Source organism: Aeromonas sp. MdU4 (assembly GCF_041929505.1).
GTDB lineage: Bacteria > Pseudomonadota > Gammaproteobacteria > Enterobacterales > Aeromonadaceae > Aeromonas.
Genome location: NZ_JBHFMW010000033.1, coordinates 1 through 17,920 on the forward strand (window position 1 = coordinate 1; position 17,920 = coordinate 17,920).

Sequence of the window (17,920 nt, forward strand, 5' to 3'; positions counted from 1 at the left end):
AGCCGCGCCGGGATGACAAGAGGAAAACTGCAAAAGATGGCACTTTTTGCAGTTTTTCGATTCAACCGTTGTTTTATTAAACAAAAGCCCCGCATCGGCGGGGCTCTTTCAGGCAATAAACCCTGAATTTACATCACACTGCTACCTTTTTGACCAGAATTCGCGTGCGAAGCTGCGCACCTTTTCCCAATCGGTAAACTCGAGGTCCTTGCTGGTATCAGTGCTACCACCGGTGATCTTCATGATCAGCTGGATAATGCGGGTCTGCCACCAGTTATAGCTGGAGTACTGCAATGCACCAGCAAACACCCCCATGGTTTTCGGCTTCCAGGGTGAGAGACGCAGGAACTTCTTCATATAGGCATTGGTTTGCGGCGTCTGCTTCTCTGGCTTGCGAGCGGTCAGGTTGACACAGAAGAAGGCCGCATTGGCCACTTCCAACTGCTCCTGATGGGCATGAATAAAACTGAACAGGCTGGGGTGATAGTTGCCATAGCGAATGGAGGCGCCAATCAAGACCTTGGCATACTTGCTGAGGTTGCACATCGGCAAGGTATGCAGATCGTGCATCACCACTTCGCATCCAGGCATCTGCTCCAGCATGACATCGATGATTTTGCGGGTTTGGCCATCCCGAGAGGAATAAAGCACCAGAATCTTGTTCATAACAACCTCAACTACGCCAGAATGCAGGGGTAAACAGTACCAGAAGTGTGAAAATTTCCAATCGACCAAACAACATGGCCACCACCAGCACCCACTGTGCCGCTGGCGAGATATTGCCAAAGTTGGCAGAGACCTCTCCCAACCCCGGGCCTACGTTGGTGAAGGCCGCCGCCACGGCTGAAAACGCCGTTACCTCGTTCAGGCCACTCATCAACAGCAGCAGCATGAAGATAAAGAAGAGAATGATATAGGTGGCAAAGTAACCCCACACTGCTTCGACGATGCGTTCGGGCACCGCCCGCCGTCCCAGCTTCAAGGTATAGATCGCCCGCGGATGCACAAGACGTTTCAACTCGCGCATACCCTGCATAAACAGGATCATGAAGCGCATCACCTTGATGCCGCCCCCGGTACTTCCCGCACAACAGCCAATAAAGGCGGAGAACATCAGTAACATGGGCAGAAAAGAGGGCCAATCTGCATACGTTGTGGTGCTGTAACCAGTCGTTGTTCCCAACGAAACCGCCTGGAACAGACCATGATTGAGCGCCTCCTGCCAAGTGGCGTAGTGCCCGTGCGTCAGCAAGGCGACAAAGCAGATCAGCACCAAGGTTGCCTGAATGGCGAGGAACACCTTGAGCTCGGAGTCATAAAGATAGCGCCCGAGCTGGATTGGACGATGGGAGAATACGGTAAAGTGCAGCGCAAAGTTCACACTGGCCAGCAGCAGGAATACCACCGTGATCAGATTGATAACTGGGCTATTGAAGAAACCGATGCTGGCATCGTGGGTAGAGAAACCACCGACCGACAGGGTCGAAAACGAATGACACACCGCATCAAACAGCGTCATCCCCGCCAGCCAATAAGCCAGGGCACAGAGCGCAGTCAGCAATAAATAGATGAACCAGAGCGCCTTGGCCGTTTCGGCGATACGCGGCGTCACCTTGGTATCCTTGACAGGTCCCGGGATCTCGGCACGGTAGAGCTGCATGCCACCGATCCCGAGCAGCGGCAGAATGGCCACCGCCAGTACGATGATCCCCATCCCACCCAGCCACTGCAACAGCTGGCGGTAGAACAGAAACGCCTTGGGCAAATTGTCCAGCCCGGTCAGCACTGTCGCCCCCGTGGTGGTCAAACCGGAAAACGACTCGAAGAAGGCCTCCGAAACCGACATATCCGGCACATCGCTCATGATGAAAGGCACCGCACCGACACTGCCCAGCACGGTCCAGAACAGCACCACAATGAGGAAACCCTCTTTAGAGCGCATCTCTTTCTTGTGGTAGCGGTTGGGAAACCAGAGCACCACCCCGAGCAACAGGGCGACGAAAAAGGAGTTGATGAACTCGGCCCCACCCCCATCCCGGTAGCCAAAGGCCACCAGTGCAGGCAACAACATGGTCGAACTAAACAGCGCAACCAGCAGGCCTACGATGCGAATGATGCTCCGAATGTGCATTACTGCTCCCTTTCCCCAATTATTAAAGAGCGATGGATTCTAGCCATCTAAGGGACTAAGGGATACCCGTCCATGAGTTCGGTCGGTCAATTCCCGATCAACCTGAGCCCACACGGAAGATTCCCACGCCACCTGCAGAGTGACCTGCTGGCCGTAATCAGCAGCCAGCAGATCGCCGTTGTGGCTGCTGATCAGTGACTCGACCACACCCATATCGCCATAGTCGCAATGAATGGAGGAAGGAGTTCGCGGCACCTTGAGTTCGGTCACCAGCTGCTTGAGCGCGGATCCCACACCGCCGCCATAGGCTTTGACCAGACCGCCGGTACCAAGCTGGATACCGCCGTAATAGCGCACCACGACAGCACAGATCTCTCCGTATCCAGAACCCATCAGCTGGGCCAGGATCGGTTTGCCCGCAGTACCGGATGGCTCGCCATCATCGCTGAAGCCATAGACCTGGCTGTCTTGTGGCGCGCCAGCTACAAAAGCCCAGCAGTGGTGGCGGGCGACAGGGTGTTGTCTCTTTATCTCGCTTACCCACGCCTTGGCCGCCTCGACGGTCGGGGTGTGGGCAATCAGGGTGATGAAGCGGCTCTTCTTGATCTCTTCGGTCAGTTCCAGCGGGGCGGCCGGAATGGAATAGGCTACCGCCATCAGAGCCCTGCTTGTCTGGTCATGTTCTCCACCCCGTTGGCGTGCAGCACCACGTTGTCCTCGATGCGGATGCCGCCGAACGGACGCAGCGCCTCCACCTTGTTCCAGTTGACTCGCTTGCCCTGTTCGCCCTGACGCAGCGGCTCCAGCAGGCTGTCGATGAAGTAGAGACCGGGCTCAATGGTAAAGACCTGGCCTACCTCCATCACCCGGGTACAGCGCAGATAGGGGAACTGCTCAGGAGCCGCCAGATGGGTACCGCGCTCATCCTGCATAAAACCACCCGCATCGTGTACCTGCAAGCCAAGGAAGTGACCGAGACCGTGAGGGAAGAAGACGTTGGTCACCCCGGTGTGGATCATCTCGTCCACCGACATGTCCACCAACTCGGTCGCTTGCAGCAGGCGCGCCAGCTTGTGGTGCATCTGCAGATGCAACTCGCTGTAACGACGGCCCGGTTTGATCTCACCGATGATCTCCTGCTGCTGCGCATCCAGCGCCGCGATGAGATCGGCAAACTCGCCGCGCCGCCACGCCCAGGTACGGGTGATGTCGGAGGCATAACCGTGGAAATCGACGCCCGCATCGATCAGGAAGGAGTAACGCTCGGCATCCGGCACCCGGATGGCAGAGAGGTGGGTGTAGTGCAGGATGGCCGCATTGCGGTTGATGGCGACGATATTGCCATAGGGTGCCTCGTTGGCCCCCTGCCCGACCGCCTTCATATAGGCCAAGTTGATCTCGAACTCGCTCGCCCCTGCCATAAAGGAGTCCTTGGCCGCGATATGGCCACGGACACCGATGCGGTTCGCCTCGCGCAGACACTCCAGCTCGTAGGGGGTCTTGTAGGCGCGGTGATAGTGCAGGTAGTTAAGCACCGCTTCGGGATTGGGCTGGGTCAGCCCCAGCAGCTCGGCCACTTCCAGATGACCGCCCAAGTAGGCCCACTCTTGCTTGTTGCTCGGCAGATGATCGGCCACCTGCTCGGGTCGAGTCAGGAAACGGATATCAAAGAATTCGACCCAGAAGGCATTGGGCAGATCAGCCACCTTGTGCCAGAAATCGACCGGACGATAGAACAGCAGGATTGGTTTGTTCACCCCGTCCACCAGCAGCCAGCAGTGGGGATTGTCCAGCACCGGCAACCAGGCCTTGAAGTGCGGGTTTACCTTGAACGGGTAATCCTGATCATCGAGGAAGATGCGGTGGGTCTGGCCGGAGTGGATGGCCAGCCCGCCAAGCCCCTGTTGCTGCAGGATATCGCGGGTGCGTTGCTGCAAGGTATCGAGATGCTGGGCAAAAAGTTGGCTGTAGCTGCTCATGGCGTCCTGCTCCGAGGTGAATGTGATAGCAGCATAACATCAAGCTCGGGGCGGCTCGACCCGTCAAGCTGCCGCTTCGTGAGGTAACGCATGCGTTACAACCTGTTTGTTATCAACACAAAACCAAACATTAACAAATCAAAAACAATTCAATACACTGCCGGTAGATACATGAAGTCAGGGACTACTCATGGACAACCTCTGCCTGTGGCAACCGGATCCGCTCAGGATGCAGCAATCCAACCTCTACCGTTTTATGGCGGAGGTGAACCGTTTCCACGGCTTGCAGTTGCAGAACTATCCGCAGCTTTACCAATGGTCGGTGGAGAAGACCACCCGTTTCTGGCCACTGGTGTGGCAACACTGCGGCGTCAAGGGTGAGCTCGGCAACATAGTGGCGGAGAACCGTCAAGATATGCAGCGCACCCGCTGGTTCCCCGACAGTCGCCTCAACTTCGCCGAGAACCTGCTGCGCCGCCAGGACGAGAGCCCGGCCATCATCTCCCGCATCGAAGAGAGCCCAAGCCGCACTCTGAGCTGGCGTGAACTGGGAGAACAGGTTGCCCGCTTGGCTCAATGGCTGCGCCATCAGGGGATTGGTCGTGGCGATGTGGTTGCCGCCTATCTGCCCAATATTCCGGAAACCGTGGTAGCCATGCTGGCAACCACCAGTCTGGGGGCAATCTGGACCTCCACCAGCCCCGACTTTGGCGAGGCCAGCGTGGTAGAGCGCTTCGGCCAGACCCAGCCGCGAGTGCTGTTTGCGGTGGATGGCTATCGCTACAACGGCAAGGCTATCGACATTCAGGATAAAGTGGCAGGGGTCGTCAGCCAGATCGACAGCATAGAGCAGACGGTGATGATCCCACTGCTCGGCAACCCGCTGCAGCTTGGCCACGACTGGCAACAACTACTGGCCAGCCAAAGCGGTGCCCAGCTCACCTTCGAGCCGATGGCCTTCAATGACCCGCTCTACATCCTCTACTCCTCCGGCACCACCGGCAAACCCAAGTGCATCGTGCACGGCATCGGCGGCACCCTGCTGCAACATCTGAAAGAGCACCAGCTGCACTGCGACATCAAGCCGGGGGAGCGGATCTTCTACTTCACCACCTGCGGCTGGATGATGTGGAACTGGCTGGTGAGCGCCCTCGCCTCCGGCGCCACCCTGGTGCTCTATGACGGCTCGCCGTTTTACCCGGATGGCAATGTGCTGTGGGATCTGGCCCGCGACGAGCAGGTCAGCTTATTCGGCACCTCGGCCAAGTATCTCGATGCGCTGCACAAACAGGGTTATGCCCCCATCAAGACTCACCAGCTGCCGCAGTTGCGGCTGATCTGCAGCACCGGTTCTGTGCTGTCGCCGGAGGGGTTCGACTACGTCTATCAGCAGATCAAGCAGGATGTGCAGCTCAGCTCCATCTCCGGCGGCACCGACATCTGCTCCTGCTTCGTCATCGGCAATCCGCTCAGCCCGGTCTATCGCGGCGAGAGTCAGGGGCGCGGCCTCGGCCTCGCGGTGCAGGTGTTCAACGAAGCGGGGCAGCCGGTGCAAGGGGAGAAGGGCGAGCTGGTCTGTACCAAGCCGTTCCCGGCCCAGCCCATCTACTTCTGGGGTGACGAGAACGGCGACAAGTACCACGCCGCCTACTTCGAGCGGTTCGACAACATCTGGTGCCACGGCGACTGGATCGAGCTGACCCCGACCGGGGGCATTCTGTTCTACGGCCGCTCCGACGCCACCCTCAACCCGGGCGGCGTGCGGATCGGCACCAGCGAGATCTATCGCTATGTCGAGCAGCTGGACGAGGTGGAGGAGAGCATCGTCATCGGCCAGCAGTGGCAGCAGGACGAGCGGGTGGTGCTGTTCGTCAAACTCAAGGCGGGCTGCAAGCTGGATGAGCCGCTGCGCGAGCGGATCCGCCAGCAGATAAAACAGCACTGCACCGCCCGCCACGTGCCCGCCCGTATCCTGCAGGTGGATGCCATCCCCCGCACCAAGTCCGGCAAGATCGTCGAACTGGCGGTGCGGGAAGTGGTGCACAACCGGCCGGTCAACAACACCCATGCCCTCGCCGATCCCGAAGTGTTGAACCAGTATCGCAACCGGCCGGAACTGGCCAGTTGAGAACAAACTCACATCCATCGGAGGCGCCGCAAGGCGCCTCTCTTTTGCCCGTTTTGTGATGAGGAGCTTTTACTCGATAACTGTTAAACAAATGTTTTAAATAGGTGTTGAAAATGTCTCCTTTTGGATCAATAGTGAGCCTCGCCCCCTGCTGGGGATAAAGGAGCAACACCCCCCACTGAGTGGGAACAAGGAGACACTCTCATGATCTACCAAGGCGAAACCCTGTCGGTCAGCTACCTCGAAAACGGCATTGCCGAGCTGAGGTTTGATGCCCCGGGTTCAGTCAACAAGCTGGATCGCGCTACCCTGCTCTCCCTGAGCGAAGCGATCGCCGCACTACAACAAGAACGTGAACTAAAAGGTCTGATCCTCACCTCCGGCAAAGACGCCTTTATCGTCGGTGCCGACATTACCGAATTCCTGGAACTGTTCGATCTGCCGCAAGAAGATCTGCTCGGCTGGCTGAAAAAGGCCAACGACATCTTCAACGCTATCGAAGATCTGCCGGTTCCGACCCTCTCCGCCATCAAGGGCCACGCGCTGGGCGGCGGCTGCGAGACCATTCTCTCTACCGACTTCCGGCTGGCTGATACCACAGCCAAAATCGGCCTGCCCGAGACCAAACTCGGCATCATGCCGGGCTTTGGCGGTACAGTCCGTCTGCCGCGAGTGATCGGTGCCGACAACGCGCTGGAGTGGATCACCACCGGCAAGGATGTCCGTGCCGATGACGCCCTCAAGGTGGGTGCTATCGATGCGGTGGTCGCCCCCGAGGCGCTGCAGAGCGCTGCGGTACAGATGATGAAAGACGCCATCGCGGGCAAGCTGGACTGGCAAGGCCGTCGTGCCGCCAAAAAAGCGCCGCTGCGTCTCTCCAAACTGGAAGCCATGATGAGCTTCACCACCGCCGCAGGCATGGTTGCCGCCGTGGCAGGCAAACACTATCCGGCACCGATGACTGCGGTGAAAACCGTCGAGGCCGCCGCAGGCATGGGCCGTGACGAAGCGCTGGTGGTCGAGGCACAAGGCTTTATCAAGCTGGCCAAAACCGATGTCGCCAAGGCGCTGGTCGGGATCTTCCTCAACGATCAACACATCAAGGCGCTGGCCAAGAAGGCGGCCAAGCAGGCTGCTAAGGCCACTAGCCACGCCGCCGTACTGGGTGCCGGCATCATGGGGGGCGGCATCGCCTACCAGTCTGCCAGCAAGGGCATTCCGGCGGTGATGAAGGATATCAACGAGAAGGCGCTGGCACTTGGCATGGGTGAAGCCACCAAGCTGCTTAACGGCCAGCTCGAAAAAGGCCGCATCGACGGCATCAAGATGGGCCAGGTGCTCTCTGCCATTACCCCGACCCTCAGCTATGACAACGTCAAGCATGTGGACGTAGTGGTCGAAGCCGTGGTCGAAAACCCGAAAGTGAAGGCCGCCGTACTGGGCGAAGTGGAAGGGATCATTGGTGAAGACGCCGTGCTCGCCAGCAACACCTCCACTATTCCCATCTCCCTGCTGGCCAAGGGGCTGAAGCGTCCGCAGAACTTCTGCGGCATGCACTTCTTCAACCCGGTACACCGCATGCCGCTGGTGGAGATCATCCGCGGCGAGCAGACCTCCGATGAAACCATCAACCGCGTGGTGGCCTATGCCGCCGCCATGGGCAAGTCCCCGGTCGTGGTCAACGACTGTCCGGGCTTCTTCGTCAACCGCGTGCTGTTCCCCTACTTCTTCGGCTTCAACAAGCTGGTCGCCGATGGCGCCGACTTCGCCGCCGTCGACAAGGTAATGGAGAAAGAGTTCGGCTGGCCGATGGGCCCCGCCTACCTGCTGGACGTGGTCGGCATCGACACAGGTCACCATGCCGGTGACGTGATGGCGCAGGGTTTCCCGGCACGTATGAGCAAGGAAGGCCGCACCGCCATCGACGTGATGTATGAGGTGAGCCGCTTCGGCCAGAAGAATGGCAAGGGGTTCTACGCCTACGAGCAGGACAAGAAAGGCAAGCCGAAGAAGGTGGCCGATGCCGCTGCCTACGAGCTGCTGGCCCCCATTGCCAAGGCGAAACAGGAGTTCGACAAGGACGCCATCATCGCTCGCATGATGATCCCGATGATCAACGAAGTAGTGCTCTGTCTGGAAGAGGGCATTGTTGCCACGCCAGCCGAAGCCGACATCGCACTGGTCTACGGTCTGGGCTTCCCTCCCTTCCGCGGTGGCGTGTTCCGCTATCTGGACACCATAGGTCTGGATCGCTACGTGGCCATGGCCGACCAGTATGCCGATCTGGGCCCGCTCTACCGCGTCAGCGACAAGCTGCGTGAGATGGCCGCCCAGGGCAAAACCTTCTACTGATTGCGGAAAGGAGATCCATTCATGAAAGACGTAGTCATTGTCGACTGTATCCGGACCCCCATGGGCCGGTCCAAGGGCGGCGCCTTCCGCAACGTGCGTGCAGAAGATCTGTCCGCGCACCTGATGAAATCCATCCTGCTGCGCAACCCTAACCTCGACCCGAACGAGATCGAGGATATCTACTGGGGCTGCGTGCAGCAGACCCTGGAGCAGGGCTTCAACATCGCCCGTAACGCCGCGCTGCTGGCCGGTATTCCGAAGCAGGTGGGGGCGGTCACCGTCAACCGTCTGTGCGGCTCCAGCATGCAGGCGCTGCACGATGCTTCCCGCGCCATTCAGGTGGGTGATGGAGATATCTTCATCATCGGCGGCGTCGAGCACATGGGTCACGTACCGATGAGCCATGGCGTCGACTTCCATCCCGGCATGGCCAAGTCGGTGGCGAAAGCCTCCGGCATGATGGGGCTGACTGCCGAAATGCTTGGCAAGCTGCACGGCATCAGCCGTCAGCAGCAGGATGAGTTTGCTGCCCGCTCCCACCGCCGCTCCCATGCTGCAACCGTGGAAGGGCGTTTTGCCAAGGAGATCGTCGGGCTGGAAGGCCATGACGCCAGCGGCGCCCGCTTCTTCTACGACTACGACGAGGTGATCCGCCCGGAGAGCACGGTCGAAACTCTGAGCCAACTGCGCCCGGTATTTGACCCGGTCAACGGTACCGTCACCGCGGGCACTTCTTCGGCGCTGTCCGATGGCGCCGCCGCCATGCTGGTGATGAGTGCGGATCGTGCCAAGGCGCTCGGCCTCACCCCACGCGCCAAGGTACGTGCCATGGCCATCGCAGGCTGCGACGCCGCCATCATGGGTTACGGCCCGGTGCCAGCGACCCAGAAAGCGCTCAAGCGTGCCGGTCTGACCATCGGCGACATCGACCTGTTCGAGCTGAACGAGGCATTTGCCGCCCAGTCCCTGCCCTGCGTCAAGGACCTAGGTCTGCAGGATCTGGTGGACGAGAAGGTAAACCTCAACGGCGGCGCCATTGCGCTGGGCCACCCGCTCGGCTGCTCCGGTGCGCGCATCTCCACCACCCTCATCAACCTGATGGAGGAGAAGGATGCCACGCTAGGGGTTGCCACCATGTGTATCGGTCTGGGTCAGGGCATCGCCACCGTGTTTGAACGGGTGTGATAACCAGCCGGATCGACGGGATGCACTACTGAGAGTTGTCCCTTTTCGGGGCCAGTCTGACTGGCCCCTTTTAACGGCTGTGACGATCGCCACACGGGGTAATCGTCAGTGGTCAGAAGCTGTCTATTGGCCGTCCCGTTTGGGTCGGCCTTTTTTCATTTCAAACTTATCAATAGTCTGTTATTGCCTTAAACCTCACATTAGATGGGGGGCTTGCTTGCTTTTTACTCCCCCGACAGGTTCAATCTGCACAAAAAAATGGGTGGATGCACATACATATGTCAATGAGCAAACAACTGCTGATCGTCGATGACGACCAAGAGATCCGCGAGCTGCTCAATGAGTACCTGACCCGGGCGGGCTTTCAGGTATTGACGGCAGCGGAGGGCAACGAGATGCGCCAGCAACTCGCCCAGCACAGCCCGGACCTGATTATTCTGGACATCATGATGCCCGGCGAGGACGGTTTTACCCTCTGCCAGCAGATCCGTCGTGATTCTCAGGTTCCCATCATCATGCTGACCGCCGCCTCCGACGAAGCGGATCGGGTGATCGGCCTCGAACTCGGTGCCGACGACTATATCGCCAAGCCGTTCAGCCCCCGTGAACTGCAGGCCCGCATCAAGGCGCTGCTGCGCCGTGCCGAATTCCGCCAGCCGGAAAAAGAGAAAGAGCCGAGTCGGCGGCTGCGTTTTGCCGAATGGACCCTCGATACCCTGAGCCACCAGCTGACCCATGACGATGGCAGCCTGCTGGATCTCTCCGGCAGTGATGCCATGCTGCTCGGCATGTTCCTGCAACAACCCGGCGTGGTGCTGGATCGGGATACCATCTCGGATGCCACCCGCGGCCGCGAGAGCCTGCCGATGGAGCGCGGCATTGACGTGCAGATCAGCCGGTTGCGCCAGAAACTGGGCGACAACGGCAAGAGCCCGCGCATCATCAAGACCATTCGCGGCAGCGGTTACATGCTGATTGCCGAGGTGCACGAACTGCCATGAGCAACAAATGGTCCTGGGGGGCGCTGGTGCCCCGCTCTCTGCTGTCACGGATGATCCTGCTGCTGCTGCTGGCCATCCTGCTCTCCCAGACCATTCTGACCGGCATCTGGATGCAGCAGATCCAGAAGCGGGAGCTGGAGGGGATGATCAGCACTACCCGCAATCTGGCGCTCTCCGCCGCCTCCACCGTTAATTTCTTCAAATCCCTGCCGCTGCAGTACCGCCATATCGCGCTGGACCAGCTGCGCAACATGGGCGGCAGCCGCTTCTTCGTCTCTCTCAACGAGGAAGAGATCCACATCAATGCCATTCCCGAGAGCGAGCGCAAGATGCTGGTGCTGCAGGAGGTGCAGGGGGTTCTGACCCGCAAGCTCTCCGACGCCATGGCGATCAAGGTGGACTTCTCGCGACCCGAAGATCTCCACGTCTTCAACAACGACACACTGCTGGCGGATCTCCCCTCCTCCTGGGCCCGCTACACCCTGTCGCTGGAACCGCTCAACCCGCCGGTGCTGGTGACCCAGATCGAGATTGAAAAGGGGGAGTGGCTCTATCTGGCGGCCCTGCTGCCCGCCCCCTACATGACGCTGGATGACACAGTCATGCCGAGCAATCAGGTGCGCTTCATCGCCCTGATGACAGTGTTCCTCTGCTTCTTTACCTTCATGCTGGTGCGCTGGCAGACCCGTCCCCTGCGTCGTCTCGCCAAGGCGGCAGTCAACCTCGGCAAGGATATCGACCAGCCCTCCCTCAAAGAGGAGGGCGCCTCGGAAATCGTGGCGGCCACCCGCGCCTTCAACATCATGCAGCACCGGATCCGGCGCTATATCGATGATCGGGAGCGGCTGTTCAGCTCGATCTCCCATGACCTCAAGACCCCCATTACCCGACTGCGGCTACGGGTCGAGCTGCTCGACGACGAGGTGCAGATCGGCAAGTTCAACAAGGATCTCGACGAACTGGAGCTGATGGTGAAAGGGGCGCTGCAGACGGTCAAAGAGACCGACATCCACGAGAACATCGAGGAGATCGACATCAATGCCCTGCTGGAGCAGATGGCGGAGTCGATGAACCTGCACGACGAGCGGCTGACTATCGAAGGCCACTGCAAGTGGCCCTATCGCGGCAAGCTGCTGGCGCTCAAGCGCTGCATCGGCAATCTGGTGGACAACGGCATCAAGTACGGCCAGCGGGTGCGCATCATCATCATGGATGACGAGGAGATGCTGATCCTCTTCATCATGGATGAGGGCCCCGGCCTGCCGGAAGATCAGTTCGAGCGCATTTTCGAGCCCTATTACCGGCTCAGTACCGATCAGGCGGGAACCGGCCTCGGCCTTGGCATCGCCCGCAACATTGCCCACGCCCACGGTGGCGATCTGGTGCTGGAAAACCGTCCGCAAGGTGGCCTACAGGCCACACTCTCTCTACCAAGGCAGTAACCTTATGAAGTGGTTGTCTTTTTCTGTCATCAGCCTGTTATCACTACCGGTTAGCGCCTCGCAAGTGGAAGTGCTGCACTGGTGGACATCCGGCGGCGAAGCCAAAGCGGTGGAGGTACTCAAATCCGAGTGGACCGAACAGGGCAACCAGTGGAACGACTTTGCTGTACAGGGCGGCGGTGGCAAGAGTGCCATGACGGTGCTGAAAAGCCGGGCGCTGGCGGCCAACCCGCCGGAGGCTGCCCACCTCAAGGGCTATGAACTCAAGGAGTGGGCCGGGCTCGGCTTTCTGCGCGATCTCAGCCCGATGGCCGATCATCTCGGCTGGTACACCAAAATGCCCCCCATGGTACGGGCCACCCTCAGCCAGAATGGTGCCCTGATGGCGGTACCGACCGGTATTCACCGGGTCAACTGGTTGTGGCTCAACCGCAAGGTGTTCGAGCAGCAGAAGCTCTCCCCGCCCACCGACTGGGCCCAGTTCGTCGCGGTCGCCGACCAACTTAAAAAACGGGGCATCACCCCGCTCGCAATCGGCAACGAACCCTGGCAGCTGGCGGTACTGTTTGAAACAGTCGCGCTCGGCGAAGGCGGCAAAGCGTTCTATCGCAAAGCATTTCTCGATCAGGATAGCGAAACGCTGACCGGCCCCGAGATGGTGCGGGTGCTGACCCGTTTCCAGCAACTACGCGCCTATGTGCCACAAAAGTACGCCGGACTGAAATGGCATCAGGCCACCAATCTGATGGAGAGCGGGGGTGCCGCCATGCAGGTGATGGGGGACTGGGTGAAGGGGGAGCTGAGCGCGGGCAACTATCGACCGGGTGAGGATATCGCCTGCCTGCCCAGCCCGGGTAGCGCTGGCCTCTTTAGCTACAACCTCGACTCCATCGCCATGTTCAAACAGCGGGATCCCGCCCAGCTACAAGCGCAGGGCGAGCTGGCCCAACTGCTGATGACGCCGAAATTTCAGGAGGAGTTCAACCGAGTGAAAGGCTCGATCCCGGCGCTGACCAACCCGAACATGAGCAAGTTTGACCGCTGCGCCGTCCACTCTTATCAGGATTTTCTGCTGGCGGAAAAAGAGGACAACCTGCTGCCCAGCATGGCAGAAGGGATGGCCACACCGACCAATATGCGGCAGGCAATCATGGATGTGCTGAGCAACTTCTTCAACGATCCCAAAGCCAACCCGGAGCAGACGGCGCTGCATCTGGAGCGGGCCATGCGCTCGACCCGCTGAGCCAGCCAAATGGCTGAGCGGCAGAAATGACAAAGGCGGAGTTACTCCGCCTTTGTAGTTGAATCGTCATCCGGTTCAGGATTGATCGTTTTCGTCCTCCTCCTCATCGTAGTAATCGCTGAGCTCGATCCAGAGCCCCAACCCGACCATCACCATGGAGCCGAACCAGGTACCGGTATTCCCGATCGGGCTGCCCATCACTATCATGGCGAAGGACAAGAACCCCATGCCTGCGTAGGCCTGTAATCTGCCGTAGGAGACCTGCATATTCACCTCCTTGTTGAATATGGTTCAATTTTTATATTACTCGTCCGGCGCAAGCTGGGTAGGGCTGAATAACATTTCGGTTACATATGCTGGTTGGCAGGCCGTTTATTTGCTTATTTTTTAGCCCTGAGTATCATTGGCAGCCGAATAGGTTGAAGGTTGATAATAGATGAGTGATTTATTCTGCGATGCAACCCATGAGTTGGATGCAATCGGGCTTCGTTGCCCGGAACCCGTAATGATGGTACGCAAAAAAGTGCGACTGATGGCGGATGGCGAGACCCTGCTGGTCAGCGCCGACGATCCTTCAACCACCCGCGACATCCCCAGTTTCTGCCGCTTTATGGATCACACCCTGGTCGCCAGCGAGACAGAGCAGGCCCCCTACCGTTATCTGATCCGCAAGGGTCAGTAAGCCCCCGTTTCCGGAGCACTCCATGACAACCATTACCCGAATCGGCACCACCCAGCGTTGGTCAGACGTGGTCATCCACAATGGCACCCTCTATGTGGTAGAAGTCCCCGTCAGCGAAGAAGCTGACATCCACCAGCAGACTCGCGAAGTACTGAGCAGCCTGCAACGTCTGCTGGAGGCCAATGGCTCCGGCGTCGACAAGATCCTGATGGCCAATATCTATCTCAAAGACATTCAGGACATCGCTGCCTTCAACGAGCAGTGGGATGCCTGGATCCCGGCTGGCACCGCACCGGTCCGCGCCTGCGTACAGGCCCGTCTGGCCCACGAAGGCTACAAGGTCGAAGTGCAGCTGACTGCAGCTGTCTAAGCAAAACGGGATGCCTGGCTCCCCTGATGCCGACACTGCGCCAGTCCGCGCCTGCGTACAAGCCCGCCTCGCCCACGAAGGCTACAAGGTAGAAGTGCAGCTCACTGCAGCTGTCTAAGCCACGCGATGCAAGGCCGTGACCAATTGCTAAGGGAGTAGCCCGATCCGGGGTCTGTTCCCTCTCCCTTTGGGAGAGGGCAGGGTGAGGGGGCTTTCCGTTTGTTGGCTATGTTTACAACAAGGTTTGCAGCTCCCCTCATCCCCGGCCCTTCCCCCACAAGGGGAGAAGGGTGCAAACAACAAGGCGCCGTTGCAAGCAACGGCTCCAATAGAAAGGCCCCGCCATCACTGGCGGGGCCTTCTCGTTACCGAAAACCGGACGACTTAGGCTGTCGGGGTCAGGGTAATAGTCACACGGCGGTTCTGGGCTTTACCAGCCGCGGTGCTGTTGGTAGCAATCGGCTGATCCGGGCCGACGCCACGGGTAGCGATGCGGCTGCCCGCCACACCCTGACCAATCAGCTGGGCAGCAACGGCATCGGCACGGTCGCGGGAAAGCTTCATATTCAGGTCGCGGGAGCCGGTGCTGTCAGTGTGACCGACCACATTCAGGCGAGTCTTGTCGAACTCGGCAACCACCATGGCTACACCGGAAAGGGTGTTGGCACCGGCCGCTTTCAGCTGGGAGCTGGAGCTGTCGAAGGTGACGTTGTTCGGCATATTGAGGATCAACTCGTCGCCATTACGGGTAACGCTGACGCCAGTACCCTGCAACTTCTCGCGCAGTTTGGCCTCCTGTACATCCATGTAGTAACCGATACCCCCACCCAGCGCTGCACCGGCAGCCACGCCAGTCAGGATACCCTTCTTGCGGTCACCCTTGCTGGAGGAGAGTGCTCCCACCGCGGCACCGGCAGCAGCCCCCGCCAGAGCGCCCCACGCGGCCTTGCCGGTCTGCTGCTCACCAGTGTACGGGTTGGTAGTACAGCCACTCAGGGCTACGGCCAGCGCAACGGCTGGAACAAGTGTCTTGAAATGCATGAAAAAACCTCTGAAAAAAACCGACTCTAAACCGGAGAGCGCGCATTCTACCCCAGAGGAGTGCCAAGGTGTGACGTCAGGATACGGGTTACGCCCTCTTCTGACAGATAGCCGTCATTCGGCCAAACCGCCCAGGTTATCAGCTAGCACAAAAGCCCCGAACGAAACCAAAATAATCAGAAACAGCAGGCCGCAATGTGACGCCGTTGACTACTATTGAAGGTACTATCAACAGCTCTCAGAGATCTTTCCATGCCTGCTCTGCTTCATAACCTCTCGATCCGGCGTCTGTTGCTGGGAGCGAGTCTCGTCATTCTCCTCACCATGGTACTTGGGGGCATCTGGCGCAGCACTCTGACTGATCGGCTCGGGCAACTGCCTGAGCAGTTGATCACCAGCGCCAACCACCAAATTGCCCTGCAGGAGCTGCGCTATCACACCACTCAGGTGCAGCAATTTCTCACTGATGCGGCCGTATCGGGCGAACAGGACTCCATCGGCGAGGCGGAGCAGCACGCTCAGGCCGCCCGCCAACTGCTGGATACCCTGCCACAACTGCAAAATACCCTCTCCCCCCTGCTTACCAAGCAACTCGATATTGGCAAGCGGATGGTCGATGCCTATCTGAAAGGGGGGCGTGAGGCGGGCAACCTGTTGATGAAGCAGCCAGGCGAGGGGTTTGATGCGATAACCGATACCATCGCCAGCCAGGTGGAGGGGGCGCTGGATCAGCAACATCAGCAGTTAATGCAACAAGAAACGAAGATCGAAGACCAAAGCAAAGCGTTGCAAAGCCAGGATCTGCTACTGCTGGTCACCAGCCTGACCATTATTTTGCTGATGCTGCTGTTTATCTATCTCAAAACGGTGCGACCATTGCAGCATCTGATGACCCAACTGGTCGAGCTGGCCAACCACAGCCACAACCTCACCTTCCGCCTGCGTAGTCAGGGACAGGACGAATTCGCCTACCTCGCCACGGTTTTCAACCGCTTCCTCGACAATATCGACAGCCTGATCGGCTCGGTCCAACAGGTATCCCACAAAACCCACGACAAGATGGCGATGCTGATGAAGCACTCGGGCAGCACCCTGAGCAGCATGCAGCAAGCCCAGCAAAATACCGACTTGCTGGCGACCGCCATCAACGAAATGACCGCCACCGTCCACAACATCGAACACAATACCGAGCAGGCCAGTCAGGATACGCTGCTAACCCAGCGCCAGGCTCACGATGGCCAGCAGCAGGTGAGTCAAACCATCGCCCTTATCCGTCAGGTGGCCAACCATATCGAGCAATCCGCCGGTGAAGTAACCCAGCTGGATCAGGAGAGCAGCCAGATCGGCAACATACTGCAGGTGATCAGCACCATCTCGGAGCAGACCAACCTGCTGGCACTCAATGCTGCCATCGAAGCCGCCCGGGCTGGCGAACAGGGACGCGGTTTTGCAGTGGTCGCCGATGAGGTTCGCCAGCTGGCAACCCGCACCCAGGCGGCCACCGTCGATATCCAGAAGCGGATCGAAGCGTTGCAGAACAACACCCGCCATGCGGTCAGCACCATGCACACCACTCGCAACGTCAGCGAACAGGCGGTCAATCAGGCCGCGGGCACCGGCGAAACCCTCAATGCCATTGTCTCGGCCATTACCCGGGTCGCCGATATGAATGGCCAGATCGCCACAGCGGCCGAGCAACAGGCTCAGGTCGCTGAAGAGACCAATCGCAACGTTATGCAGGTTGCCAATATTGCTCGTGAATGCCTCGAGCTGGCCCGCGAGAGCCGCGCCCACACTCGCGACCTGAACCAGTCCAATGAGGAGATCAGCCTGATCAGCGATCAGTTCGAGGTGAGCCCGCCGAAATCCACGGGACATGAGCATGACCTGCTGCACTGGAACGAGACATTCATGGTGCGGGTAGCGAGTGTGGATCGCCAGCATCAGGGATTGTTCGAAGCGATGAACCGCTTCTACCACGCGGTCAGTGATAACAGTCCGGTGCAGGTGCGCAAACAGCGGCTGGACGAGCTGCTCAAGCTGGCGATTCAGCACTTTGCCGACGAGGAGCGCAGTATGGAACAGGCGCGCTATCCGGATCTGCAGCGCCACAAACAGGAGCATGCCAGGCTGCTGGCCGAGCTGGGCAACCTGATCCGCCGCGAAGATGGCGACGAACAGGATCTCAACATGGAGATGATCATCTTCCTCAAGAGCTGGCTGCTCAACCATATCCTGAAGGTGGACAAGCAATACAGCGAGTGCATGATCAAGGCGGGGGTACAGTAGTTTATCCCCTTCCCAAACCGAGCCAACGCCAGTCAGTCATGACTGGCGTTTTTGTTTGCGGGGCTATTTTGGCAAGG

16 protein-coding genes are annotated in these 17,920 nt (G+C 59.0%); 10 read left to right on the forward strand and 6 right to left on the reverse strand.

The features are described from left to right. Positions 1–141: 141 nt before the first annotated feature. Genes hemG through pepQ form a run of 4 tightly spaced genes read right to left on the reverse strand, consistent with a single transcriptional unit; the run spans position 142 to position 4,110 of the window. The gene (gene hemG / locus ACE1BR_RS19875) at positions 142–666 is read right to left on the reverse strand and encodes a menaquinone-dependent protoporphyrinogen IX dehydrogenase (RefSeq protein ID WP_374873332.1); all 525 of its coding nucleotides are present in this window, start codon (positions 664–666) and stop codon (positions 142–144) included. 7 nt (positions 667–673) lie between these two features. Next, on the reverse strand, positions 674–2,131 hold the full coding sequence (locus tag ACE1BR_RS19880; protein WP_374873334.1) for a TrkH family potassium uptake protein: 1,458 nt from the start codon (positions 2,129–2,131) through the stop codon (positions 674–676). A gap of 39 nt (positions 2,132–2,170) precedes the next feature. Beyond that, on the reverse strand, positions 2,171–2,788 hold the full coding sequence (locus ACE1BR_RS19885) for a YigZ family protein (protein WP_374873336.1): 618 nt from the start codon (positions 2,786–2,788) through the stop codon (positions 2,171–2,173). Continuing rightward, a complete protein-coding gene (pepQ, locus tag ACE1BR_RS19890) occupies positions 2,788–4,110 on the reverse strand; it encodes a Xaa-Pro dipeptidase (protein ID WP_374873338.1) in 1,323 nt (440 codons plus the stop codon). Before pepQ ends, ACE1BR_RS19885 begins: the two co-directional genes overlap by 1 nt. A 190-nt stretch (positions 4,111–4,300) precedes the next feature. Here pepQ and ACE1BR_RS19895 point away from each other — a divergent pair, with 190 nt between their 5' ends. From ACE1BR_RS19895 to ACE1BR_RS19920, 6 genes are all read left to right on the forward strand, one after another. Then, positions 4,301–6,238, forward strand: coding sequence for an acetoacetate--CoA ligase (locus tag ACE1BR_RS19895; protein ID WP_374873340.1), 1,938 nt, complete (start codon positions 4,301–4,303; stop codon positions 6,236–6,238). 204 nt (positions 6,239–6,442) lie between these two features. Continuing rightward, positions 6,443–8,590 carry a fatty acid oxidation complex subunit alpha FadB gene (fadB, locus tag ACE1BR_RS19900; protein ID WP_374873342.1) on the forward strand — a complete coding sequence of 716 codons (2,148 nt, stop codon included), beginning with the start codon at positions 6,443–6,445 and terminating at the stop codon, positions 8,588–8,590. A gap of 21 nt (positions 8,591–8,611) precedes the next feature. Then, on the forward strand, positions 8,612–9,775 hold the full coding sequence (gene fadA / locus ACE1BR_RS19905; protein ID WP_374873344.1) for an acetyl-CoA C-acyltransferase FadA: 1,164 nt from the start codon (positions 8,612–8,614) through the stop codon (positions 9,773–9,775). Positions 9,776–10,053: 278 nt separating this feature from the next. Beyond that, positions 10,054–10,776 (forward strand): response regulator, encoded by a 723-nt coding sequence (locus ACE1BR_RS19910; RefSeq protein ID WP_005339475.1) that lies wholly within the window; start codon positions 10,054–10,056, stop codon positions 10,774–10,776. Continuing rightward, positions 10,773–12,218: an ATP-binding protein gene (locus tag ACE1BR_RS19915; protein WP_374873346.1), complete on the forward strand. Its 1,446-nt coding sequence runs from the start codon at positions 10,773–10,775 to the stop codon at positions 12,216–12,218. Before ACE1BR_RS19910 ends, ACE1BR_RS19915 begins: the two co-directional genes overlap by 4 nt. Positions 12,219–12,222: 4 nt before the next feature. Next, the gene (locus ACE1BR_RS19920; RefSeq protein WP_374873348.1) at positions 12,223–13,461 is read left to right on the forward strand and encodes an ABC transporter substrate-binding protein; all 1,239 of its coding nucleotides are present in this window, start codon (positions 12,223–12,225) and stop codon (positions 13,459–13,461) included. 75 nt (positions 13,462–13,536) lie between these two features. Here ACE1BR_RS19920 and ACE1BR_RS19925 read toward each other — a convergent pair whose 3' ends face one another. Beyond that, positions 13,537–13,728, reverse strand: coding sequence for a hypothetical protein (locus ACE1BR_RS19925; RefSeq protein WP_374873350.1), 192 nt, complete (start codon positions 13,726–13,728; stop codon positions 13,537–13,539). Positions 13,729–13,897: 169 nt separating this feature from the next. On the opposite strand from ACE1BR_RS19925, the gene tusA reads away from it, so the two are divergent. Genes tusA through ACE1BR_RS19940 form a run of 3 tightly spaced genes read left to right on the forward strand, consistent with a single transcriptional unit; the run spans position 13,898 to position 14,631 of the window. Beyond that, positions 13,898–14,143, forward strand: a complete 246-nt coding sequence (gene tusA, locus ACE1BR_RS19930) for a sulfurtransferase TusA (RefSeq protein WP_005342448.1) — start codon at positions 13,898–13,900, stop codon at positions 14,141–14,143. A gap of 22 nt (positions 14,144–14,165) precedes the next feature. Next, positions 14,166–14,513 carry a RidA family protein gene (locus ACE1BR_RS19935; RefSeq protein WP_374873352.1) on the forward strand — a complete coding sequence of 116 codons (348 nt, stop codon included), beginning with the start codon at positions 14,166–14,168 and terminating at the stop codon, positions 14,511–14,513. A gap of 10 nt (positions 14,514–14,523) precedes the next feature. Next, complete coding sequence (locus ACE1BR_RS19940) at positions 14,524–14,631, forward strand: endoribonuclease L-PSP (RefSeq protein ID WP_010672406.1); 108 nt, start codon at positions 14,524–14,526, stop codon at positions 14,629–14,631. 266 nt (positions 14,632–14,897) lie between these two features. Here the strand turns inward: ACE1BR_RS19940 and ACE1BR_RS19945 are convergent, their stop codons facing one another. Further along, a complete protein-coding gene (locus tag ACE1BR_RS19945; protein WP_374873354.1) occupies positions 14,898–15,554 on the reverse strand; it encodes an OmpA family lipoprotein in 657 nt (218 codons plus the stop codon). 252 nt (positions 15,555–15,806) lie between these two features. Between ACE1BR_RS19945 and ACE1BR_RS19950 the strand changes: the two genes are divergently transcribed. Further along, positions 15,807–17,843 carry a bacteriohemerythrin gene (locus ACE1BR_RS19950; RefSeq protein ID WP_374873356.1) on the forward strand — a complete coding sequence of 679 codons (2,037 nt, stop codon included), beginning with the start codon at positions 15,807–15,809 and terminating at the stop codon, positions 17,841–17,843. Positions 17,844–17,920 lie beyond the last annotated feature (77 nt).